The sequence below is a fragment of the Pseudomonas multiresinivorans genome (assembly GCF_012971725.1).
Taxonomy (GTDB): Bacteria; Pseudomonadota; Gammaproteobacteria; order Pseudomonadales; family Pseudomonadaceae; genus Pseudomonas; species Pseudomonas multiresinivorans.
The window spans coordinates 4,126,162-4,149,729 of the sequence record NZ_CP048833.1; the positions used below are offsets into that span (position 1 = coordinate 4,126,162).

Here is a 23,568-nt window from a genome sequence, read left to right on the forward strand (position 1 = left end):
GCGATTAGAACGGATTCACGGTCGGATTCAGGACCAATCGTCATAATACGACGAGTTATTGCAAGATATTTCACAAGGATGCGAAATGGCTCTTCTCTCTTCCCGTAGAGAGCTTTCGGCAGATTCCTGCCTTGCTCCACGAGCCCCATGGATGGGTGTCGATCTTCCCCTTCGAACTGCCCTGCAACTGGCCGCCCTGGCCATGGGCGCGTGCAGTGGCGCCGCCGCCCTGGCCGCCGACCCGCTCCCCGCCCAGCAGCTTCTGCAACAGCAGGAACGTGATCGCGCGCTACGCGAGCAGATGGAACCCTCGCCGGATGTGCGCCTGAAGCTGCCGCCAAGCGGCCTGGAAGGCAACCGCCTGCCGCGCAACGAGGCGCCCTGCTTTGCGATCCGCCAGATCACCCTCACCGGCGATGCCGCCGAGCAATTCCAGTGGGCCCTGCGCGCCGCCGACCCGAAGGACGACCCGGCCACCGGCCAGTGCCTGGGCGCCAACGGCATCAACCTGACGATGAAGCGCATCCAGAACGCGATCATCGAACGCGGCTACGTCACCTCCCGCGTGCTGGCGCAGCCACAGGACCTGAAGAGCGGCACCCTGGAGCTGACCCTGGTGCCGGGGCGCATCCGCTCGATCCGCTTCGCCGAGGGCACCTCGCACCGCGCCAACGCCTGGAACACCGTGCCCGCCAAGCCCGGCGACCTGCTCAACCTGCGCGACATCGAACAGGCGCTGGAGAACTTCAAGCGGGTCCCCACCGCCGACGCCGACATCCAGATCACCGCGGCCGAAGGCGCCGGCGCGCAGCCCGGCGAGAGTGACCTGGTGATCGCCTGGCGGCAGAAATTCCCGATCCGCTTCAGCCTCTCGGTGGACGACTCGGGCACCGACGAGACCGGCAAGTACCTGGGCACCACCTCGGTGTCCTTCGACAACTTCCTGACCCTCAGCGACCTCTTCTACTTCAGCTACAACCACGACCTGGGCGGCGGCGACTCCGGCGATCGCGGCTCGCGCGGCCACACCCTGCACTACTCGGTGCCCTTCGGTTACTGGCTGCTGGGGGTGACCTCCAGCGAATACGACTACCACCAGACCATCTCCGGGGCGAACCAGGACTACAGCTACAGCGGCGAGAGCAAGAACGACGAGATCAGCCTTACCCGCATGCTCTATCGCGACGCCGTGCGCAAGACCACCGCCAGCATCGGCGGCTGGAGCCGGCGCTCGAAGAACTGGATCGACGACACCGAGATCGAGATCCAGCGCCGGCGCATGGCCGGCTGGTCGTTCGGACTGACCCATACCGAATACATCGGCGCCTCCACCCTCTACCTGAGCACCGGCTACCGCCGCGGCACCGGAGCGCGCAATGCCATGGCGGCGCCGGAGGAACCCTTCGACGAAGGCACCTCGCGCTCCAAGATCATCACCGCCGAAGCCCAGCTCAGCGTGCCCTTCGCCCTGGGCGACCAGCGCCTGCGCTACAGCAACACCTGGCGCGCGCAATGGAACCGCACACCGCTGGTACCCCAGGACCGCTTCACCATCGGCGGGCGCTACAGCGTGCGCGGCTTCGACGGCGAGCAGATCCTCTCCGCCGACCGTGGCTGGCTGACCCGCAACGACCTCGGGCTGGCGCTCGGCCAGACCGGCCAGGAAGCCTACGTGGGCGTGGACTACGGCGAAGTCGGCGGGCAGTCGAGCAAATACCTGATCGGCACCCACCTGGCCGGTTACGTGCTGGGCCTGCGCGGCGGTTATCGCGGCGTGTCCTACGACGTCTTCGTCGGCCAGCCGATCAGCAAGCCCAAGGGCTTCGACACCGCCACCACCACCGGCGGCTTCAACCTGACCTGGTCCTTCTGAGGAGGCGCCCATGCATATCGACGGATTCGACATCACCGCGCCGGGCTTCTTCGACGAGCCCTGGAGCGAAGCCGAGGCGCTGGGCTCGGCGGTCTGGCTGTGGCTGCACTCGGCGTCCCACCGCGACATCCCGCTGCACGCGCTCAACGCCCTGCTGCTGCCGGCGATCAGCCATCGCCAGTTCATCCTCGGCCGGCAGAACGGCCGCCCGGTGTTCTACGTCGCCTTCAGCAACCTGAGCCTTGCGGCCGAGGCGCGCTACCTGAGCCAGCCGGCCATCTGCATGCCGGCCGCCGACTGGAACAGCGGCGAGCGCATCTGGTTCAACGACTGGGTGGCGCCGTTCGGCCACTCCGTCCCGGTGTCGCGCGTCCTGCAGCGGCACTTCTTCGCCAACCGCTGCGGCCGGGCGCTGTACCACCGTGGCGAACAACGCGGCCTGAGGATCAAGAAGTTCCAGGGTGTCGCGGTCATGCCCGCCGAAGCGCGCGCATGGTTCTCCGACCACCCGCTGGCCATCCAGCTCTGAGCGCGCCCCGCGGCCTGCGCCCTGAACCGACAAAGGGATTTGTATGAACAAGCACCTCTACCGCATCGTCTTCAACAAGGCTCGCGGCCAACTCATGGTCGTTGCCGAGAACGTCACCAGCAACGGCAAGGCACCGGGCACCACGGAAGGCCCGCTGGGCACCGTTGGCGCCGCGCTGCTGGTCAGCCTGCGCCCACTGCGTTTTGCCCTGATGGCGACACTCGGGCTGATCAGCCTGGCCGTCCCGCTGGCCCATGCCGACATCGTCGCCGACCATGGCGCCCCGCCCGGCCAGCAGCCGGGTGTGATCAACTCCGCCAACGGCGTGCCCCAGGTGAACATCCAGACGCCCAGCGCGGCGGGCGTCTCGCGCAACACCTACAGCCAGTTCGACGTTAACCAGCAAGGCGCGATCCTCAACAACTCGCGCACCAGCGTGCAGACCCAGCTCGGCGGCTGGATCGACGGCAACCAGAACCTGGCCAACGGCACCGCGCGGGTGATCCTCAACGAGGTCAACGGCAGCAACCCCAGCCAGCTGCGCGGCTACGTGGAAGTGGCCGGCGACCGCGCCCAGGTGGTGATCGCCAACCCGGCAGGCATCGCCTGCGACGGCTGCGGCTTCATCAACGCCAACCGCGCTACCCTCACCACCGGTACCGCGCAGATCGTCGACGGCCAGTTGCAGGGCTACGAGGTGCGCGGCGGCCGCATCGCCATCACCGGCAAGGGCCTGGACGCCAGCCAGACCGACTTCACCGACGTGATCGCGCGCTCCGTGGAGGTCAACGCCGGCGTCTGGGCGAACGACCTGCGCGTCACCGCCGGGGCCAACCAGGTCAACGCCGACAACAGCAGCGCACGGCCCATCGAAGGCATCGGCGAGAAGCCCTCGGTGGCCATCGACGTCGCCCAGCTCGGCGGCATGTATGCCGGCAAGATCATGCTGGTCGGCACCGAATCCGGCGTCGGCGTGCGCAACGCCGGGCAGATCGGCGCCAGCGCCGGCGACGTGGTGATCAGCGCCGACGGGCGCATCGGCAACAGCGGCCAGATCAACGCCACCGCCAACGCCCGCCTGGACAGCAACGGTGGCATCGACAACAGCGGCTCGGTCTACGCCAAGGGAGATACCGCCCTGAGCAGCCGCGGCGACATCCACAACAGCGGCATCGCCGCGGCGCAGCAGAACGTCAGCCTGAACGCCAGCGGCATCGTCAACGACGGCCAGGCCACCCTGGCCGCCGGCGTGCAGGCGGACGGCAGCATCGGCACCAGCGGGCGGCTCGACATCACCGCCGCCCGGCAGGTGAAGAGCCAGGGCGCCACCCTCGCCGGTGGCGACCTCGGGATCGCCGGCGCCGACCTTGACCTCAAACAGGGCCAGGCCAGCGCTCAGAACATTCGTCTGAATGCCACCGCCAATGCCGACCTGAGCGGAGCAACGCTGGACGCCGGCAACCTCCTTGCAGCGAACATCGCGCAGAAGCTGACCTCCGATTCGGCCAGGCTGGCCGGCACCAGCGTGCAGCTGCAGGCCCACGACCTGTCCAACCGCAAGGGCGAGATCATCCAGACCGGCAGCGGCGACATGACCCTTGCCCTCCCCGGCACCCTGGACAACAGCGACGGCCGCATCGCCAGCAACGCTGCCAACCTGACCCTGGGCGCACTGAATCTGAACAACCGCCAGGGCAGGATCGAACACGCCGGCAGCGGCACCTTGAAGGTCACCGCGAACTCCGTCGATGGCCGCAACGGCTCCATCGCCAGCAACGGCCAGTTGCAGGCCAGCCTGAACGACGCCCTGCTCGACGGCGCCAGCACGGTCGCGCGGCAGATCGGCATCGATGCCGCGTCGCTCTCCAACCGCCAGGGCGAAATCCTCCAGACGGGCGCCGGTACCTTGCGCGTCAGCACCAGCGGCCTGCTGGACAACAGCGGCGGCACCCTCGCCGGCAATGGCGGCGTGCAGCTGGACGCAGGCACCCTGCTGAACCAATCCGGCACCGTCCAGGCTGCCGGGGGCGACCTCCAGGCCAAGGTGAAGGCCAAACTGGACAATGCCTCCGGCACCCTCGCGGCGACCGGCAACTCGCGCGTGGAAGCCGGCGAGCTGGTCAACGCCAAGGGCAAGGTCACCGCCAGCGGCACGCTCGACATCAGCGCCGGCAAGCTCAACAACGACACCGGCACCCTTGCCGCCAAAGGCGCACTGACGGCCCGTGGCGGCAGCATCAGCAACCAGGCTGGCACGCTCGGCTCGGTGGACGGCAGCGTGGCCGTCGACGCCACCCAGGGCAGCCTGGACAACCGCAACGGCCGCATCGAGGGCCAGCACCAGATCACGATCTCCGGCCAAGGAGTGCTGAACAGCAACGGTCTGATCAGTGCCGGCAACCTCAAGCTGGACAGCAACCGCGCCACCCTCGACAACCAGAATGGCGTGCTGATCGCCAGCGATGGCGTTGAGCTGCAGACCGGCGCGCTGAACAACCAGGGCGGCCTGGTCCAGGCCGCCGGCCTGCTGCGCATCGACGCCCATGGCCAGGCCATCGGCAACACCGACTCCGGCGCCAGCGGCGGCCTGCTCGGCAAGGGCGGGGTGATCCTTGCCAGTGGCAACCTGGACAACAGCGCCGGCTTCATCGGCGGCAAGGGCGACCTCGACCTCACCACTGCGCAGATCAACAACGCCCGTGGCGGCCTGTTGACCAGCGAAGGCAACGTGCGCATCAAGGCCAGCGGCCTGGACAATCGTGGCGGGCAGCTGCAGACCCTGGGCGACGCCGTGCTCGACCTTGCCAACGGCCGCCTGGACAACGCCGGCAGCCTGCTGCGCGCCGGCGGCAAACTGCTGGTCACGGCGGGCAGCGTCGACAACCGCAACACCCTGGGTACCGACCAGGGCCTCGAAGGCCATTCGCTGACGCTCAGCGCCAGCCAGATCGACAACCAGTCCGGCGCGGTGCGCGCCGACGAAACCCTCACCCTGAACAGCAGCGGCCAGCTGGACAACAGCGGCGGCCTGGTCAGCTCCAGCAAGAACCTGAACATCCTCGACGGCGCAGCCAGCAAGTCCCTGGCCATCCTCAACCACAACGGCAAGCTGATCGCCGGGCAGAAGCTGAGCATCGACAGCAGGAGCCTGGGCGGCGACGGCCAGACCCTGAGCCTGGGCGATATCAGCCTGAAGCTGAGCGACAGCTACGTGCACAGCGGCCAGTTGCAGGCCAACGGCAGCATCGACCTGCAGACCGCCGGCAACCTCGACAACCAGGCACGCCTCGTCGCGGGCCAGGCGCTGAAGGTGACAGCCGGCAACGTGAACAACACCGCCACCGGCGAGCTGAGCGCGACCAACCTGACCCTCGACACCAGCGGCACCCTGACCAACCGCGGCCTGCTCGATGGCCAGACCACCCGTGTCTACGCCGGCACCCTGAACAACCTCGGCAGCGGCCGTATCTACGGCGACCAGCTGTCGGTATCCGCCGGCACCCTGCGCAACGATGTCGAAGACGGCAAGGCCGCCGTGATCGCCGCGCGCAATCGCCTGGACATTGGCGTAGGCAGCCTGCTCAACCGCGAGCATGCCCTGCTCTTCAGCGCCGGCGACCTCTACATCGGCGGCGCCCTGGATGCCAATGGCCACGCCACCGGCAGCGCCGGCGAAATCCGCAACGCCAGCGCCACCATCGAGGCCCTGGGCGACATGGGCCTGGCCAGCGCCGTGCTACGCAACACCAACGAACACTTCAGCACCCAGGAAGTGGAAGTCAGCCGCGAGAGCGTCCTCGAGTACCAGCTCACCGGCTCCACCAACCGCTACAGGCCGGAGCAGATTTCCATCTACAACTCCGAGGTGGATTACCTGGTCACCCCGGAAGGCGAGCGCGAGGACTGGAACCTCTACAACTACACCCGCGTGACCCGCGAAACGCAGATCCTCAGCTCCGATCCGGCACAGATCCTTGCCGGCGGCAACCTGCGCCTGGACGTCGCCGACGCGCTCAACGACAAGAGCCGGATCATCGCCGGCGGCACCATCGGCGGTAACCTGGGCCGCCTGGAAAACACCGAGGCCCCCGGCGAGCGTGTCACCACCGAAAGCGGCATCGTCACCCACTTCTACCGCATCCAGAAGAAGGGTCGGGACAAGCAGGGCGCCGACAACGCCTCCTACAACCCCGCAGCCAGCATCGTCGACATCTTCCTCAAGCCCGGCGCCTACCTGCAGAACACCGCCCACGTCGGCAGCGGCACCCAGGTCGGCGATCTCAACCTGGGCCGTGTCGACCAGCCGGCAAGCGGCGCCGGCGCGGCCCAGGTCAACGTCGGCAACGGCCGGGTGATCAGCCCGGTACTGGAAGTGGCTGCCGTGCAGACCAAGAACGATGCCGGCGTCGCCGAGACCATCCGCACTGGTGGCATCGACACCCGCGTGCCGGACAACAGCCTGTTCCAGGTCAACCCGCAGGCCACCAGCGGCTACCTGATCGAGAGCGACCCGCGCTTCACCAACTACCGAGCCTGGCTGTCCTCGGACTACATGCTCGACCGCCTGAAGCTCGACCCCGGCCTGACACTGACGCGCCTGGGCGATGGCTTCTATGAGCAGAAGCTGATCCGCGAACAGATCGCCCAGCTCACCGGGCGGCGCTTCCTCGACGGCTACGGCAATGATGAAACCCAGTACCGCGCGCTGCTCGACAACGGCCTGACCTATGCCCAGGCCTGGAACCTGGTGCCTGGCGTCGCCCTCACTCCCGAGCAGATGGCGCAGCTGACCAGCGACATCGTCTGGCTGGTGGCCAAGGACGTCACCCTCCCCGATGGCAGCGTGACCCGCGCCTTGGTGCCGCAGGTCTATGTACGCGTTCGCCAGGGCGACATCGACGGTTCCGGCGCGCTGATGGCCGGGCAGAACATCGACCTGAACATCCAGAACGATCTGGTCAACAGCGGCACCCTTGCCGGGCGCAACGTGCTGTCGATCACCGCGCAGAACATCCAGAACCTCGGTGGCCGCCTGACCGGCACCGACGTGGGAGTGAAGGCCGCCGGCGACCTGAACAACCTCGGCGGCCTGATCGACGCCAGCCACAGCCTGACCGCCGTGGCCGGCCGCGACATCAACCTGACCTCAAGCACCCAGGACTCCCAGAGCGCCCAGGGCAGCGCCACGCGCGTCTCGCGGGTCGCCGGGCTGTTCGTCTCCGACCCGGCCGGCGAGCTGATCGCCACGGCCGGGCGTGACCTCAACCTGAACGCCGCCCAGGTGGTCAACAGTGGCGCAGGCGGCAAGACCACCCTGGGCGCCGGCAACGACATCAACCTCGGCACCGTGGCCGTCCAGGAACAGCAGAGCATGACCTGGAACAGCAGCAACTGGCGCAAGGAGTCCAGCGCCGGCGAAGTGGCCAGCAGCGTGCAGGGCCAGGGCGACGTGCGCATGATCGCCGGCCACGACCTCAACTCCCGTGGCGCCAGCGTGACCAGCGAACAGGGCGCGGTGCAGGCCTCCGCCGACCACGACGTCAACCTCACTGCCAGCCAGAACAACGCCATGGCCGACGAGGCGCACAAGGTCAAGAGCAAGACCGGCTGGTTCTCCTCCAAGACCATCGTCACCCGCGACACGGTCAACGAGAGCCTGTCCCAGGGCTCGACCTTCAGCGGCGAGACCACCTACGTCAGCGCCGGCAACGACCTCAAGGTGGAAGGCAGCAACGTGGTGTCCAACGGCGACACCACCCTGGTGGCCGGCCGCAACGTCACCATCGCCTCCGCCACCGACCACCTGAACGAACAGCACAGCCGCGACGAGAAGAAGAGCGGCCTGTTCAGCGGCGGCGGCATCGGCTTCACCATCGGCAGCCAGCAGCAGTCGGTGAAGAACACCGACGATGGCGACAGCGCCGCCGCCAGCACCGTCGGCTCGATCAACGGCAACGTCAACATCAAGGCCGGCGAGGCCTACCGCCAGGTCGGCAGCAAGGTCAGCGCGCCCAGCGGCGACGTCAACATCGAAGGTCGCACCGTCGACATCGTCGAGGCGCAGAACGCCCACCTCAGCACCCAGGAAAGCAAGTTCAAGCAGAGCGGGCTTTCCGTCACCCTGACCAACCCGATCATCACCGCCGTGCAGACCGCGCAGCAGATGAAGAAGTCCGCCGAGCGCACCGACGACAACCGCATGAAGGCCCTGGCCGCCGCCAACGTCGCGCTGGAGGGTGCCGGCGCCGCCTCCGCCGTCATGGCCAATCCGGCCCAGGCCGGCGGCATCAACATCAGCATCTCCATCGGCGCGAGCAAGAACGAGAGCCGCAGCGAGCAGCGCGGCAGCACCGCCGCCGGCTCCAGCGTGAGCGCCGGGCGTGACGTGAACATCACCGCCAGCGGCGCCGGCAAGGACAGCGACCTCACCGTGCAGGGCAGCCAGATCAGCGCCGGGCGCGACGCCAATCTCAAGGCCGACGGCGACATCGCCCTGCTGGCCGCGAAGAACACCGTCGAGCAGCACAGCACCAGCAAGGGCAGCAGCGCCAGCATTGGCATCGGCTTTGCCGTGGGCGGCACGCAGAACGGCTTCACCATCAACGCCGGCGCCTCGCAGAGCCGCGGCAACGCCGATGGCAACGACCTGGTGTGGAGCAACACCCACGTCGACGGCGGGCGCCAGGTCAACCTGCAGTCCGGCGGCGACACCCAGTTGCATGGCGCCGTGGTCAGCGCGCCGCAAGTCACTGCCGACGTTGGCGGCAACCTGAGCATCGAGAGCCTGCAGGACACCAGCACCTACGACGCCAAGCAGTCGAGCAAGGGCGTGGGCGTCAGCCTGTGCATCCCGCCGTTCTGCTACGGCGCCTCCAGCGGCAGCGTCAGCAGCAACACGGCCAAGCAGAACTCCAACTACGCCAGCGTCACCGAACAGTCGGGGATCAAGGCAGGCGATGGCGGCTTCGACATCCGCGTGAACGGCAACACCGACCTCAAGGGCGGCCTGATTGCCAGCAGCGACGCTGCCATCGAGGCCGGCCGCAACCGGCTCAGCACCGGCACCCTGACCCAGGCGGACATCCACAACGCGGCGGATGCCAAGGCCACCAGCAGCGGCGTCAACCTCAGTTCCGACATGGTCACCCAGGGCAAGTACGGCGTTGGCAAGGCCATCGTCGGCAACGCGCTGAACTCGGGCAAGGACTCCGGCTCGTCGTCCGGCGACACCCGCAGCGCCATCAGCGCCGGCACCGTGGTCATCACCGACGATGCCCTGCAACAGCAACTCACCGGGCAGAACGGCGCGGACACGGTCGCCGGCCTCAACCGCGACACCGCCAACGCCCATACCGCCGCCGAGCGCCAGGACGTCGACGAAATGCGCCGCACCGCCGAGGCGGAACAGGCGATCAAGAACGAAACCTACCGCCAGGCCGTGCAGTTCACCGACGACGCCTACCGCAAGATGTTCCTGGAAAAGGCGCGGATGTTCGTCATCCTCACCGACGACCAGGGCAACGTACTGCGCGACAAGGACGGCGTGCCGCTGCGCCGCGAACTCGACGACAGCGAGAAGGCCAACCTGCAGGCCGGTGGCGACGGCCGCGTGCACATCGCCAACAACGGCATCTTCAACGACGAGAACGGCGCGGCCCGCTACGCGGCGCAGCACAGCACCGCCGACGGCCCGCAGTACTTCATCTGGTTCCCCGACGCCAGCAACTCCGTCTCCGAGCTGCTCATCGCCGGCTACCAGAAGTACCTGGAGAACGACTTCTGGGGCCTGGCCAACGCCACCGTCGAGACCCGCGACGCGCTGCTGCGCTATGGCGAGACCGGCCTGCACATCGACGGCCACAGCCGCGGCTCGATGACCACCGGCAACGCCATGGAGTCCATCGCACGGCTGCCCGATCCCAGCGGCAGCCTGAGCAACACCACCCTCAACTTCTACGGCCCGGCCTACAATGCCGCCAAGGCGGACGACCTGCTGGCCATGCTGCAGAATCGCGACGCGATGAGCGACGAGAAGAAGAACGAGATGGTCGTCCAGTTGCAGAACCACAAGACCGACCCGGTGGGCGGCTGGATCGGCTGGAACCCCGGTACCGGCGGCACCATCCCCGACGACAGCAATGCGCTCAAGGAGATCAAGAACGTGGCAGGCGGCAAGTACACGGTGCACAACTGCTACGGCAACGGCGACCCTGCCTGCCAGAAGTTCTGGCAGGACATGCCGGACAAGAAACCGGTACTCACCCCGGTGAAGACCTATCCGCCGACCCCATGAGCCCGCAGACATGCTGAAGCGCAACCGCGGCCTGGCCGCCCTCCTGCCCTGCCTGCTCCTGGCCGCCTGCAGCCAGGCGCGCCCGTTGCAGCCGCCACCGCCGCTGTACGAGCTGTGGGCCAAGTCCGGCGTGGACCAGCAGGGCGTGCGCAACGCCCTGCTCGGCTGCGGCTTCCCCGACTCGGCCTACGTCGATAGCACGACCATCACCACCAACGACTACGCGCGCGGCGAGCAGTGCATGCTCGGCCAGGGGTTCGCCTACCAGGATCGCTACACCCTCTGCGATACCAGCCCGCAGCTGCCCGCCTGCAAGGCCGCCGGCGCCGCGCCGAAAGCGAGCCCGACGCAGCGCCCGCCCGCCTACACGCAATGGACGCAGGCCGGCGCCGACAGCCAGGGCGTGCAGCAGGCCATGAAAGCCTGCGGCTACACCACGGTGATCGAGCCCATCGACCAGATGCTCCTCAACGACATCGCCGCTGCACAGCTGTGCATGCTCGATCGCGGCTTCCACTTCACCCGGCCGGCCAGCAACCTGCTGTGCAAGAACCCGCCCATGCTGCCCGCGTGTCGCGGCAAGGTCATCGACACGCGCAACTGCTGCGCGCCGCCCAAGGCCGCAGGCCAACGCTGATACCAGGAATCACCATGTACGCCACGCTGTTCCCCCGCACCGGCGCCCTGGCGCTGGCCGCGCTGCTGCTCGCCGGCTGCGGCAACCTCGCCAACGTGCAGTCCTACTCCACGCCCTACTCCGCCCCGACTGGCGGAGAAACGGCGCGCTTGCGCGTGATCACCAACGGCATGGCCCGCGGCGTTCCCGCCAGTGCCTGCATCGACTGGCGCCGCGAAGGCGCCGGCGTGATCGCAGTGGCGCAATCCGGCTTCGCCAGCCGCAACGGCCAGAGCCTGGGCATGCCGCCCAGCCGCCAGGCCGAGCAACTGGGCCAGGGCGGCTTCGCCAGCAGCGAGGTGCGGATACCGGCAGGCCAACCCTTCGCCTTCAACTTCCAGAGCCGCGGCATGGTCAGCAGCGGCTATTCGTACAGCTGCCAGCAATCCATGACCTTCACCCCCGAAGCCGGGCAGGACTACGAACTGCTGCTGATGGAAAGCGGCCAGTGCCTGGCACGGCTGGTGCGCCTGGGCGATGGCCGCAACCTCAGCGGCAGCCTGCAGGACACCCGTTTGTGCAAGGCTTCCGACGCGCTCTGAGCGCCGCTTCAGGGTTGCGAATACGGCGGATAGCGGTCATCCGGCACGCGCCGCTGGCTGCCGGGATCCGGCCCATCCTCGGGAGCATGGGCCGGGTGTGGCGGGTCGACCTGCGGGTCGGCCAGGTCCGGCGAATCCGGATCGAATCCCAGGTCGGGGTCCACGTGGTGCGAGCCATCGGCGGGCGCCTGGCCCGACGCGAACAGCCAGCGCTCGCTGGCGGCCACGGGATGCTCGCTGAGGGGGACATGGCGTTTCATGATCACCTCCTGCGTCTCTGGCAGTGACAAGGCAGTTTACGCGCAGCCATCCCCCTGGGTTTCCCCTGCACCGACAGCCGGCCGGTTTCGCTCGCCGCCGAAGGGAAACCCACGATCTAGACCATGGTCGCAAAGACCCATCCGCTCATCTGTGACACCTTCGCGCGCTTTTTCAGTGCCCCCGGAGCCACCGCATGCCCTCGCCCCTCTCCTCCAGCCAGCTCACCCGCCTGAGCGCCCTCGCCCTGCTCGGTGGCATCGCCGCCCCGGCCAGTGCCGACTTCCTGGAGGACAGCAGCGCGCGCCTGGAATCGCGTACCTTCTACTTCAACCGCGACTTCCGCGACGGCAGCTCGTCCAACCCGCAGGGCGCCTCCAAGCGCGAGGAAACCGCCCAGGGCTTCATCCTCAACCTGCAGTCGGGCTACACCGAAGGCACCGTCGGCTTTGGCGTCGACGCCCTGGCCATGCTCGGCGTCAAGCTCGACTCCAGCCCCGCCGACAGCAACAGCGGCCTGCTGCCTTCCAGCGGCCACGACCCGCGCCACTCCGCGGACCAGTACGCCAAGGCTGGCGTCACCGGCAAGCTGCGCGTCTCCCGCACCCAGTTGAAGTACGGCGCGATGCTGCCGGACATGCCGCTGCTCAAGTACAACGACGGCCGTCTGCTGCCCAACATGTTCCACGGCGCGCAGCTGACCAGCGAGGAAATCGCCCACCTCAAGCTCACCGCCACGCGGCTGGAGCGCTACACCGCGCGCGACTCCACCGACGCCCAGGACGTGCGCCTGAACTGCAAGAACAAGCGCTACGCCTGCGACACCACCGGCAACCGCTTCGACTCCTACCAGGCCGACTACCAGGTCAATGACCAGCTCCTGCTGCAATACGCCCAGGGCGGGCTGGAGAACGTCTACCGCCAGCGCTACGTCGGCATCGTCGGCAAGCAGGCGGTGGGTGCCGGCAAGGTCACCGCCGACCTGCGCTGGTTCGACAGCGACGACGACGGCTCGGCCCGCGCCGGCGAAATCGACAACCGCGCGCTGAGCCTGCTGCTGTCCTACGCCCAGGGCGGCCACATCCTCAGCGCCGGCTGGCAGCGCATGAACGGCGACAGCTCCATGCCCTACCTCGACGGCAGCAACCCCTACCTCGCCAACTACGTGCAGGTGAACGACTTCGCCAATGCCCAGGAGCGCTCCTGGCAACTGCGCTACGACTTCGACCTGCGCAGCGTCGGCGTGCCCGGCCTGAGCTTCATGACCCGCTACGTCAACGGCGACCACATCGCCCTGGCCAATGGCGACGAAGGCAAGGAATGGGAGCGCGACGTGGAGTTCAAGTACGTCATCCAGGCCGGCACCTTCAAGGACCTCAGCCTGCGCCTGCGCAACGCCACCTACCGCACCAACTATGAACAGTCGGCGCGGGACGTGGATGAGGTCCGGCTGATCGCGAGCTACAACTTCTCGATTCTCTGATCCAGCCGAACGCCCTCTCTCACCGGGCGATGCACACCCACGCTTCGGTGACAGCTCCGGCCCGACGTTCCGTCGTGGCCGAGCCAGCGTCTGGGGCCCCCAGGGTTCGGACGAAGAATGCCGAAGCCTTGTCCCAGCCTTCCCGACGGTGAACGTACCCCAGCAACTCGGCAGTCATTTCCCGAGCCTTGTCGATGCTGGCCCTGTTGTTCTCGTACGCCCCGTCCTTTTCACAGTGGGTCTTCCGGTTCTCGGCATCGTAGGTATACAGATGCAGCAGCCTGCCGGTGCCGCTCTCGCGTTGCGTGTGACTGGCGCTGTAACTGTCCTGGATCAGGTGGGCGATCGCCCCTGCGGCCAGTGATCTCAGGTTTTCCTCCTGATCGCCCTGGCGATACATGTGCTTCATGTCGAAAACATCGAGCACCGTGCAATCACTGGGGTTGGCCAGTTGCGGATTGCGCGAGCAGCCGACCTTGCCGAAAAACTCGTGGTAGGGCGTTGTCTTGCGAATGGTGTTGGCCGGCACCTCCCCGATCGCAACCCGGTAGGTGTATTCCAGCCACCGATACATCTTCACTCTGGCCTGCGCGTCAGACTCATCCGCAGCCCGCATCGCATGAAGGAATTGCAGATCACCATGGTGTACGCGACGAGTCAGCGTATTGGGTCGACTGGCGTCTTCCTCATGGGCCTTGAACAGCCAGATATGCACCGTGCCGTTGTAGTGCCAGGCCTTGCGCGTCAGCTCTTCCGGGTCATCGTTCCACTCCACGCCCCCCAGTAACGGCAGGAGCCAGGTCCTGCCCCGCAGGACTTTCGCGTATGCCGGCTGATAGGCCTGCCGGGTGATGATCTCGTGGATAGCCTGATTACGGCTGTCGAGGATGTAGGAACGCAGATGGCACTGCGCGGCGCTCGCATCCGCGCGGAACTCCAACTGCACCGCGCTGGAGCCGTAGTCATTCGCGCCACCTTTCCAACTGACCGGATGGATTTCGAACGCCATGGCCTGGCTGACCAGGAGGATGCCCAGAAAGCCCAATGGAATGTGCATGGTCTCTTCCTTGAAGTGAGGCGGGGGCTGCTGGCAGAGCCTGAACCCCCCCAAAGCGCCGGTCATCATCGAAATGAATGATGACCGGGCGACCCGCCTGCGGCATTCTGGGTCAGGAGCGCACCCTCACCGAGGAAACCTCTGCGCCGGGCCTGGGAGGCAATATGAAAAGGGAATTTCTGGTAACCGTCTGCCTGTTGATCGCGGGCTGCTCCAGCAACGCGCAGTTCCTCGTCGGCACAGATAGCGACCCGCAGGGACTAACGCTCGATCAACTCGAAGCCCAGAACACAGCAATCCGCCAGACCCTGGCCCCCTGCGACACCCTGTTCGGCGTGAAGACCGAGAAAGCCGAGCAGAAAGCTCGAACAGCCTGGTGGCTGAAGGTTATCGGCGTGACCTCGGCGTCCATCGTCGCCCCGGCCCTGACGGCGGCGAACGCCTCCGCCAACGCAGCCTGGATAGCCGGCGCCAGCGGGACCGGCGGCGCGGTGATCGCCGTGCTCGACAGCGCCGATTCGATGGGCATAAGCGGCGTCGCCGCATTACGCGGCCTGACCCAATTGGCCCAGGATATCGGGCCAGACGTCGATATCGCCGAAGACATCGGCAAACCCTACAACGAACGCACAGCCGCCGCTGCAAGGGCCGCCCGCAAGTGTCGGTTCCAGGTTCCCAATGTGGCGCCGGCTGCTGCTCCTGCTGCTCCTGCTGCTCCTGCTGCTCCTGCTGCTCCTGCTGCTCCTGCTGCCCCTGCTGCCCCTGCTGCTGCTCCAGCCCCGGCTCCTGGCGCCGCGAAGGGTTGACCTCTTCGCTCTTGCGGCGTGCGGCCTGGCGAAGCCTGGTCCGTATTCACCTCTCCCACTCCGTTCGCTCCTACGTGTTGGGTAAAGGGATGAGACCCGTTTCATTCTGTCGGCAATGTCCTGCCACTGCATCGCAGCAACCAACCGAAAAGTCCCACGGGCCATTAGCCTTGCGGGCCTACGAGCGCCGTCCCTAGCCTCTGAATCGCCGCAGCGTCATCGCGGCCGGGCGTAGGAACCCGAGCAGTATCTCTCAGGGCGCGGTAGCTCCGTAGCCACGACTCGCAGACGTAATCCTATTGCGGACTCGTGTTTTATGGTGACCGTGCGGGGAGGCCTTCGGGCCTACCGGGTTCCTGAGACCGGCGTTTCCTACCCTCGCACGGTTGCCTCTCTTCCCGTAGGAAAGGTTGATTGGCGGCTCTAATCCACTCTCAGGAAGACCGCGATGAACTATCCCCCTTTCTCCCCCGCGCACCACCCTTCTCCACCGAACGACTCCTGCCTCGCGGAGGATCACCATGCGTGAATTCCTTCCCGTCGCCTTGACTGGCCAGTTCGGCGAGGAAGTCCTCTTCATCAACGCCCTGGCTCCGGCCGAGCACCTGCGCGAGGCTGCCCTGCGCCGCATCACTGCGGTCGAAGACCTGCTGCAACTGATGGAAGACGACAGCGACAGTGGCCTGATTCGCGCCACCGCCCGCTTCGCCTCCGCGCTGGCCCCGCTGGTCAGCGAAGCCCGCCAGCTCTACGAGCTGGCCCTGGAGCGCCCCGGTTACAAGGCGGGGCCGACCCAGCGATGAACAACACCAGCGATGCCATGGCCCACTACAGTGCCGCCCTGCAGGCCATCGATGCGATGGGCGCGCTCGTGCAGCACCACCCCGACCCTCGACTGCTGGAGCTGCTCGCCAGCGCCCGCGAACATTTCGAGAACGGCTTCTGGCAGGCCCACCTGAACGTGTTGAGCAATGTGCGGGAGGTATCCGCCACGCCCTACTCCCGGCGCATCCCGTTGACCTCGGTCCAGTCGCGCCATCTCGACCTGCTGCGCGCCGGCATGCTGGAGGCGCAGAACAGCCTGGCGCCGGACAACCTGGCCACGCCGTGGACTTCATTGTTCAACGCGCGCCAGCAAGTCCCGGTAGGAAAGAAGCGCACCTGCTTCGAGGCCGGCTACCTGATCCGTTTCTTCCAGCTGCTGCAGGAGGCGCGACACGGCGTACCGCAATGGACGCTGCGCACTCACAGCATCACTCCGGGAGAGCGCACCTACCGCTATCGCCCCTGACTCGCCGGGCCGGCCCACCTGGCGCCGGCCCGGCAAGCGCCGCCTCACTTCTTGGCGGTGAGCGTGCTGTAGCTGGTGATCAGGTTGCGGTAATCGGGGATGTGGTTGGAGAACAGCGCGGCGAGGCCTTCGATGTCGTTGCGCCAGTCGCGGTGCAGCTCACAGGCCACGCCGAACCAGGTCATCATCTGCGCCCCGGCGGCCTCCATGCGGCGCCAGGCGGCGTCACGGGTGACTTCGTTGAAAGTGCCCGAGGCATCGGCGACGACGAAGACGTCGAAGCCCTCTTCCAGCGCCGACAGCGCGGGGAACGCCACGCAGACCTCGGTGACCACGCCGGCGATGATCAATTGCTTCTTGCCGGTGGCCTTCACCGCCTTGACGAAGTCCTCGTTATCCCAGGCGTTGATGTTGCCGGGACGGGCGATATAGGGCGCGTCGGGGAACAGGTCCTTCAGCTCGGGAACCAGCGGGCCGTTGGGGCCGTTCTCGAAGCTGGTGGTGAGAATGGTCGGCAGCTTGAAGTACTTGGCGAGGTCGGCCAGGGCCAGGACGTTGTTCTTGAACTTGTCCGGTTCGATGTCGCGCACCAGCGAAAGCAGACCGGCCTGGTGATCGACCAGCAATACCGCGGCCTGGGACTTGTCGAGACGGACGTAGGGCTTGCTCATGGGGTTTCCTCATTGCAGTGAACGCCCGGCGGAAACCGGGCAAGGGGTGAATCAGCGCTGGGAGTCCAGCACTTCGTGTTCGCTCACGACCTGCTGTGCCTTGGTGTAGCTTTCGATCAGCAGGCGGTAGTGCGGGAAGATCAGGCTGTAGGCCTCGGCCCACTGCGCGGCGTCCGGGCGGTTCCAGGTGCGCTGGATTTCCGAAGCGACGGCAGCGGTATCCATGGGCACCACGCCGGCCTGGACGACACGGGCCAGGGTGATTTCCTGCGCGGCCTTGGAATAGGTGCCGGAAGCATCGATCACGGCGAACACCTTGTAGCCGGCGTTGACCGCGGCAATCGCCGGGAAGGCCATGCACACGCTGGTGATGGTGCCAGCGATGACCAGGGTCTTCTTGCCGGTGGCTGCCACGGCGGCGACGAATTCGGGGTTGTCCCAGGCATTGATCTCGCCTTTGCGCGCCACGTATTGAGCGTGGGGTGCAGCCTCGTGGATTTCGGGAATCAGCGGGCCGTTGGGACCCTGCGGCACCGAGGCGGTGGTGATCACGGGAATTTTCGCCAGGCTGGCAATCCTGGCCAGGGTGATGGCGTTGTTGCGCAGCTCGGTCATGGGCATGTCCTTGACCGTCTGGAACAGGCCGCTCTGATGATCGATGAGCAGCATGGCGGTGTCGTCGGGGTCGATCACCGGGCGCTGGCCATTGAAGTTGGCAATCTGGTTGAAGTTGCTCATTTCGGGGTCTCCACAATGGGCATCCGGCCCGAGTAGCCCGCGCCTCCTGCGCGGGCGTTCATCCAGACTAGGCGACGCCTGCGTCCGGGGTATGACATCAGCGGGTCATCTGTCCGAAACGTCCGAGCTGGACGTCGTCGATGGCCTGCCGGATTTCGCTTTCGCTGTTCATCACGAAGGGGCCGTAGCCGACGATGGGCTCGTCCAGCGGCTCACCGCTGAGCAGCAGCACCAGCGCATCACTCTCGGCCTCGAGCAACAGGGTGTCGCCACGCCGCTCGAACAGCGCCAGCTGCCCTTCGTGCAGCGCTTCGCCACCTCCCAGCCGGACGTTGCCGCGCAGCACCACCAGGGCGGTGTTGCGCCCGGGCTCGACGGCCAGCTCCAACGGGTGCCCCGGCTGCAGTCGCAGGTCCCAGACATCCAGCGGGCTGAAGGTCTGGGCCGGGCCGGCCTGGCCGGCGTAGTCACCGGCAATCACCCGCAGGCTGCCGGCGCCGTCGACCAGTTCGATGCGCGGGATGTCGCCGGCCAGCAGGCTCTGGTAGGCCGGTGCAGCGCGCTTGTGGCTAGCCGGCAGGTTCACCCAGAGCTGGGCCATGTGCAGGTTGCCGCCGCTGCGGATGAAGTCCGGCGAGTGGTACTCCTCGTGGAGGATGCCGTCGCCAGCCGTCATCCACTGCACGTCGCCGGGGCCGATGCGGCCGCCACCGCCGCTGGAGTCGCGGTGTTCCAGTTCGCCTTCGTAGACCAGGGTCACGGTCTCGAACCCCCGATGCGGATGCTGGCCGACGCCACGGCGCACCGTGCTGGGGCCGAAAGCGTGGGGGCCGGCATGGTCAAGTAGCAGGAAGGGACTGAGGTGCTCGCCCAGGCTGTCGTAGGAAAACAGCGTGCGAACCGGAAAACCGTCGCCGACCCAGTGCGGCCGGGCGGCGCTGTAGATGCCAAGAATCTGCTTCATGAGGTGCCTCCTGTAGTGCATGGAGGCCACGATACGGACGCAACAATTGCTCCGGTAGTCGGCAAAAACTACTATCAGTGTTCTACCAGAGGAACACCGAAATGGACGATCTCAACGACCTGTATTACTTCGCCCAGGTAGTGGAGCACGGCGGATTCACCCCGGCCGGCCGTGCTCTGGACGAGCCCAAGTCGAAGCTCAGCAGGCGCGTCGCCGCACTGGAGGAACGCCTGGGCGTGAGGCTGATCCAGCGTTCGACGCGGCATTTCTCGGTGACCGAGATCGGCCAGGTGTTCTACCGGCATTGCGTTGCGATGCTGGTGGAAGCGGCGGCGGCCACCGCAGCCGTCGAACAGCACCGCTCCGAACCGCGCGGTGTGGTGAACCTGAGCTGTCCCACGGCGCTGCTGAACTTCTGGGTCGGCCCGATGCTGGCGCGCTTCATGGTCCAGTACCCGCTGGTGGAGCTTCACGTGCAGAGCACCAACCGCCAGGTGGACCTGATCCAGGAAGGTATCGACATTGCGCTGCGGGTGCGCTTTCCGCCGCTGGAAAGCACGGACCTGGTGATGAAGGTATTGGGGGAAAGCCGGCAGCGTGTGGTGGGCGCCCCTGCGTTGCGCGAGCAACTGCCAAAGCGGCCGACGCCCGCCGATGTGGCCGCCCTGCCGACGCTGCACTGGGGTGCAGTGCAGCGCGAGTACCTCTGGCAGCTGGACGGCCCCAAGGGGGCCAATGCGCAAGTGCGCTACCGGCCGCGAATGGTCACCGACGATCTGGTCGCCCTGCGCCAGGCGGCGCTGGCGGGCGCCGGCGCGGTGCACATGCCCGCCGTAGTGGTCTGCGAGGACCTGAACGAAGGCCGGTTGATCAACCTGCTGCCGGACTGGGCGCCGCGTACCGGCGTGGTCCATGCGGTGTTTCCTTCGCGGCGCGGGCTATTGCCGTCGGTACGAACCTTGCTGGATTTTCTGGGGGAAGAATTCGAAAAGAGCGACATGTCCTGAACCACCCAATCAGGCAGCCAGCCTCGGCAACAGAAAATCGCACTTCAGAAAAGCGACTCTGTCCGATCCAGATGCAATCGAGCGAGCCGGAACATGAGGCGGTGAATTGGGAATTCCCTTACAGACACGTCCGAGGCCAAATCCTTACCATTTGTCGACATTGTGCTCGTAACCACTTCATCCAGCTTGAGTTTTCCGGTAACTGTCTATGCTTGAAAAGGTAATTGTTCTGTCGCGGAGGTGCAGTTCATGGGTAAGTCGCTGAAGGAACGCGCGACAGTCATCTGCCGCCTCGACGACAAGATCCTCTTCGTGCGCAAATCCAAGTCGAAGTGGAACCTTCCCGGCGGTCGTATCGAGGCCGACGAACGCCCAGGCCAGGCCGCCGTGCGAGAGCTGATCGAGGAAACCGGGCTGGCCCTCGAGCAGTTGAACTACATCGCGCCGCTGGAGCTGTACCAGACCCTGCACTACGTGTTCGAAACGCCCGTCGATCCGGCGCAGCAGCCCACGCCGCTGAACGAAATCGCCGATTGCCGCTGGTTCACTCCCGAAGAAGCGAGCAAGCGCAACATCAACAAGTCGGTGCGGCGCCTGTTGCGTTCGTGCCTGAGCAAAGAGGCCGGCTGAAGCCGGCCTTTTTCATATCCCCGCGTATCCCGGCGCCCACGGCGGACAACGCTGGCGCGTTCGACTCTTCCTGAGCGGCCATGGTTGCGTAGATTGCTGTAGGAGCGAGCTTGCTCGCGAACCGCTCGACGCTGGTGCCTGGGCGTTCGCGAGCAAGCTCGCTCCTACAAGGGCAGCCTGGGCTCGCCGTTGGGCCATTCGAGCCGGGTACCCAGCCTTATTATTCGCCCCCTGACGCCTTCCAGCGCTTGCGCGCGTTCAGGTAGGCGGCAAGGTCACCGTAGCCCAGGCGCTCGGCGATGCGCGTGCGGCTTTCTCCCTGCAGTTCCAGGTGCTGCTCCAGTTCCTTGCGCACCTGGTCGAGCAATTCGCGAAACCCCATGCTCTGCTCCGCCAGCCGCCTGCGCAGGGTGCGCGGGCTCTGGTGCAACTGGTCCGCGACGCTTTCCAGCGCCGGGACTTCGCCATGCTCGAGCATCCGTCGGGCGATACCGGCTGCCCTGGCCGCCCAGCCGCTGAGTTGGCGCATACGGGCGAGCCGGCGATCAAGCTCCATCGTGAGCAGTTCCACCAGGCCGGCATGGCGCCCCAGTAGCGGCAAGGCGAGCGTCTGCGCGTCGAAGTACAGCCGGTTGCGGGCGCTGCCGAACTCGATACGCTCGCCGAACCACTGGGTGTACTGCGTGTGATACTCGGGCCGGCTATGGGTGAAGCAGGCGCGTATCGGCATGACGGAGCAACCGGTACCACGGCGCAACTGGGTCACCGCCATCACGCTGTAGTGCTCCAGCAGATAGCGGCTCAGCGGCTCGGGGGCGTCGATGATCAGCTCGACGGCAACCGTGTCGTCTTCCTCCAGCAGACGGAAGGTATCGGTATCGGCCGCCAGTGGGGCGTAGCGCACCCAGCAGAGGACGGCCTGGCGCACATCGGCGCAGAACTGCGCGAGGTGGGCGATCACATGCCAGTCCTGAGGGGTGAACAGGCCGAACAGCTGCAGGCCGATGGCCGGCTCCAGGCTTGCTGCTTCGAGCCACAGCTGCTCCAGCTCGACCAGGCTGTAATCGCTGTGCCGGCGTGCCCGGTGGCTGCTCAGGTAGCGCTCCAGCACCTGGCCGAGCGGCCCGCGGTGGTAGCGCTGCGCCACAGGTTTGGCCACTTCTCGGATGTTTCTGTCCTTTTCGCGCATGGGTCGCCGTACGGTCCTGGGTTCTGATGGGCACGCCTTGTCCCATTGGACCCGAACCGAGAGTGTCATGACTACAACAACAATGCTCCTCGACAACCCGACCGTGATCGTGGCGGGAATCTTCCTCGCCTTCATCGCCCTCGAACTGGCCTGCTCCACCTTCCGCCAACCCCGCGGCCAGCGCCGTGACGCGCTGATCGAGATATTCGGCTCCAGCCTGCTGCTGGCGGTGACCTTCCCGCTGGTGATGTGGGCCAGCGGCGCCCTGCTCGACCTCGCCTTCCCCACCGCCGCCGGTTCCCTGGCGGGCATTCCGTGGCTGGCCGGCTTCGCGCTGTTCCTGCTGTTCGATGACATGACCCAGTACTGGTGGCACCGCCTGGCCCACCGCGTGCCGTTCCTCTACGCCCTGCACCGCGCACACCATTCGGCGCCGTACATGAGCATCCGCATCGTCTACCGCAACAACAGCTTCTATTACCTGCTGATGCCCGGCCTGTGGTTCTCCGGGGCCCTGATCCACATGGGCCTGGCGCACGTCTACTACGTCTACCTGATCCTGAAGATGTGCGTGATCTTCGGCGCCCACAGCAACCTCGCCTGGGACGACAAGCTCTATCGCATCCGCGTCCTGCGCCCGCTGATGTGGCTGCTGGAGCGGACCATCTCGACGCCCGCCACCCACTCGGCCCACCACGGATTGAATGCTGACGATGGCGTGACCTACTACAAGGGCAACTTCGGCAACCTGCTGTTCTTCTGGGACGTGCTGTTCGGCACGGCGAAGATCACCCGGCGCCGCCCGCAGACCTATGGCATCGAGGACCTGGCGCCGGTGAGCTGGCAGGAAGAGGTCTTCTGGCCGCTGGTGCGCAGCCGTGCGCCGGACACCGCGAAAGACGTGGCGGCGGAGGTGGCCCGATGAGCCCGAATATCGTGCTGGTCGCCGGCTCCAGCCAGTTGGACAGCCAATCGGCGAAGGTCGCTCGCTACCTCGCCGGCCGTCTGGAAAGCCTGGCGCTGTGCGGCTGGGCGCAGGTCATCGACCTGGGTGCCACGCCACTGCCGCTGTGGCCGGCAGCGGATACGCAGGGCCATTGGCCGCAGCACCGCGAGCTGCTGCGCGAGGCGGATGCGCTGGTGGTGATCGCTCCGGAATGGCACGGCATGGCCTGCCCGGCCCTGAAGAATTTCTTCCTCTATGCCGGGCTGGGCGAACTGGGGCACAAGCCGGCGCTACCGGTTGGGGTTTCCGCCGGCCAGGGCGGCGCCTATCCGCTGGCCGAGCTGCGCGCCTCCAGCTACAAGAACAGCCGCATCGCCTACCTGCCGGAACAGCTGTTGGTCCGCCAGGTGGAAGGTGTGTTCAACGAAGGCCCGCCGAGCGATGAGAACGACCAGCGCCTGCGCGAACGCGCAGACTGGGCGCTGCACATGCTTTGTCAGTACGCAGCCGCGCTGCGCGGGGTCCGCGAGCGTATCGACCAGCTCAACCCGGCCTACGCCAACGGTATGTGACAAGCCGGGAGGATGCGCAGGAAGGCGCTTCAAGGTATCTTCT

The 23,568-nt window shown here is 66.5% G+C and carries 19 protein-coding genes; 13 read left to right on the top strand and 6 right to left on the bottom strand.

Annotated features, from left to right (window positions below):
* Window positions 1-151: 151 nt before the first annotated feature.
* The 5 genes from G4G71_RS18665 to G4G71_RS18685 are packed head-to-tail and all read left to right on the top strand — an operon-like array spanning window position 152 to window position 11,913.
* Window positions 152-1,873 (top strand): ShlB/FhaC/HecB family hemolysin secretion/activation protein, encoded by a 1,722-nt coding sequence (locus tag G4G71_RS18665; RefSeq protein WP_240964809.1) that lies wholly within the window; start codon window positions 152-154, stop codon window positions 1,871-1,873.
* 10 nt (window positions 1,874-1,883) lie between these two features.
* Window positions 1,884-2,402: a toxin-activating lysine-acyltransferase gene (locus G4G71_RS18670; protein WP_054909884.1), complete on the top strand. Its 519-nt coding sequence runs from the start codon at window positions 1,884-1,886 to the stop codon at window positions 2,400-2,402.
* A gap of 43 nt (window positions 2,403-2,445) precedes the next feature.
* On the top strand, window positions 2,446-10,695 hold the full coding sequence (locus G4G71_RS18675) for a hemagglutinin repeat-containing protein (RefSeq protein ID WP_169939491.1): 8,250 nt from the start codon (window positions 2,446-2,448) through the stop codon (window positions 10,693-10,695).
* Window positions 10,696-10,705: 10 nt separating this feature from the next.
* Window positions 10,706-11,332 carry a hypothetical protein gene (locus G4G71_RS18680; protein ID WP_169939492.1) on the top strand — a complete coding sequence of 209 codons (627 nt, stop codon included), beginning with the start codon at window positions 10,706-10,708 and terminating at the stop codon, window positions 11,330-11,332.
* Window positions 11,333-11,346: 14 nt separating this feature from the next.
* Window positions 11,347-11,913 (top strand): hypothetical protein, encoded by a 567-nt coding sequence (locus G4G71_RS18685; protein ID WP_169939493.1) that lies wholly within the window; start codon window positions 11,347-11,349, stop codon window positions 11,911-11,913.
* An 8-nt stretch (window positions 11,914-11,921) separates the two neighbouring features.
* On the opposite strand, the gene G4G71_RS18690 is transcribed toward G4G71_RS18685, so the two are convergent.
* Window positions 11,922-12,173, bottom strand: coding sequence for a DUF6021 family protein (locus G4G71_RS18690; RefSeq protein WP_024763517.1), 252 nt, complete (start codon window positions 12,171-12,173; stop codon window positions 11,922-11,924).
* Between the two features lie 194 nt (window positions 12,174-12,367).
* On the opposite strand from G4G71_RS18690, the gene G4G71_RS18695 reads away from it, so the two are divergent.
* Window positions 12,368-13,654 carry an OprD family porin gene (locus G4G71_RS18695; protein WP_169939494.1) on the top strand — a complete coding sequence of 429 codons (1,287 nt, stop codon included), beginning with the start codon at window positions 12,368-12,370 and terminating at the stop codon, window positions 13,652-13,654.
* A gap of 19 nt (window positions 13,655-13,673) precedes the next feature.
* Here the strand turns inward: G4G71_RS18695 and G4G71_RS18700 are convergent, their stop codons facing one another.
* Window positions 13,674-14,711: a hypothetical protein gene (locus G4G71_RS18700; RefSeq protein ID WP_169939495.1), complete on the bottom strand. Its 1,038-nt coding sequence runs from the start codon at window positions 14,709-14,711 to the stop codon at window positions 13,674-13,676.
* Between the two features lie 80 nt (window positions 14,712-14,791).
* On the opposite strand from G4G71_RS18700, the gene G4G71_RS18705 reads away from it, so the two are divergent.
* The 3 genes from G4G71_RS18705 to G4G71_RS18715 all read left to right on the top strand — a co-directional run bounded on the left by G4G71_RS18705 (window position 14,792) and on the right by G4G71_RS18715 (window position 16,808).
* Window positions 14,792-15,517, top strand: coding sequence for a hypothetical protein (locus tag G4G71_RS18705; protein WP_169934898.1), 726 nt, complete (start codon window positions 14,792-14,794; stop codon window positions 15,515-15,517).
* A 521-nt stretch (window positions 15,518-16,038) separates the two neighbouring features.
* On the top strand, window positions 16,039-16,320 hold the full coding sequence (locus G4G71_RS18710; protein ID WP_169939496.1) for a hypothetical protein: 282 nt from the start codon (window positions 16,039-16,041) through the stop codon (window positions 16,318-16,320).
* Window positions 16,317-16,808 carry a hypothetical protein gene (locus G4G71_RS18715; protein ID WP_169939497.1) on the top strand — a complete coding sequence of 164 codons (492 nt, stop codon included), beginning with the start codon at window positions 16,317-16,319 and terminating at the stop codon, window positions 16,806-16,808. Before G4G71_RS18710 ends, G4G71_RS18715 begins: the two co-directional genes overlap by 4 nt.
* Window positions 16,809-16,852: 44 nt before the next feature.
* Here the strand turns inward: G4G71_RS18715 and ycaC are convergent, their stop codons facing one another.
* From ycaC to G4G71_RS18730, 3 genes are all read right to left on the bottom strand, one after another.
* Window positions 16,853-17,479, bottom strand: a complete 627-nt coding sequence (gene ycaC, locus G4G71_RS18720) for an isochorismate family cysteine hydrolase YcaC (protein ID WP_024763520.1) — start codon at window positions 17,477-17,479, stop codon at window positions 16,853-16,855.
* A 51-nt stretch (window positions 17,480-17,530) separates the two neighbouring features.
* Entirely contained in the window at window positions 17,531-18,217 is a 687-nt protein-coding gene (locus G4G71_RS18725) for a hydrolase (protein WP_169939498.1), read from the bottom strand.
* Window positions 18,218-18,314: 97 nt separating this feature from the next.
* Window positions 18,315-19,181 carry a pirin family protein gene (locus tag G4G71_RS18730; protein ID WP_169939499.1) on the bottom strand — a complete coding sequence of 289 codons (867 nt, stop codon included), beginning with the start codon at window positions 19,179-19,181 and terminating at the stop codon, window positions 18,315-18,317.
* Between the two features lie 101 nt (window positions 19,182-19,282).
* Between G4G71_RS18730 and G4G71_RS18735 the strand changes: the two genes are divergently transcribed.
* Window positions 19,283-20,188, top strand: coding sequence for a LysR family transcriptional regulator (locus tag G4G71_RS18735; protein ID WP_169939500.1), 906 nt, complete (start codon window positions 19,283-19,285; stop codon window positions 20,186-20,188).
* 249 nt (window positions 20,189-20,437) lie between these two features.
* On the top strand, window positions 20,438-20,818 hold the full coding sequence (locus tag G4G71_RS18740) for an NUDIX hydrolase (protein ID WP_169939501.1): 381 nt from the start codon (window positions 20,438-20,440) through the stop codon (window positions 20,816-20,818).
* A 220-nt stretch (window positions 20,819-21,038) separates the two neighbouring features.
* Here the strand turns inward: G4G71_RS18740 and G4G71_RS18745 are convergent, their stop codons facing one another.
* Window positions 21,039-22,007, bottom strand: a complete 969-nt coding sequence (locus G4G71_RS18745) for an AraC family transcriptional regulator ligand-binding domain-containing protein (RefSeq protein ID WP_169939502.1) — start codon at window positions 22,005-22,007, stop codon at window positions 21,039-21,041.
* A gap of 67 nt (window positions 22,008-22,074) precedes the next feature.
* On the opposite strand from G4G71_RS18745, the gene G4G71_RS18750 reads away from it, so the two are divergent.
* Window positions 22,075-22,932: a sterol desaturase family protein gene (locus tag G4G71_RS18750; RefSeq protein WP_338110194.1), complete on the top strand. Its 858-nt coding sequence runs from the start codon at window positions 22,075-22,077 to the stop codon at window positions 22,930-22,932.
* A complete protein-coding gene (locus G4G71_RS18755; protein ID WP_169939503.1) occupies window positions 22,929-23,525 on the top strand; it encodes an NADPH-dependent FMN reductase in 597 nt (198 codons plus the stop codon). Before G4G71_RS18750 ends, G4G71_RS18755 begins: the two co-directional genes overlap by 4 nt.
* The last annotated feature ends 43 nt before the right edge of the window (window positions 23,526-23,568 follow it).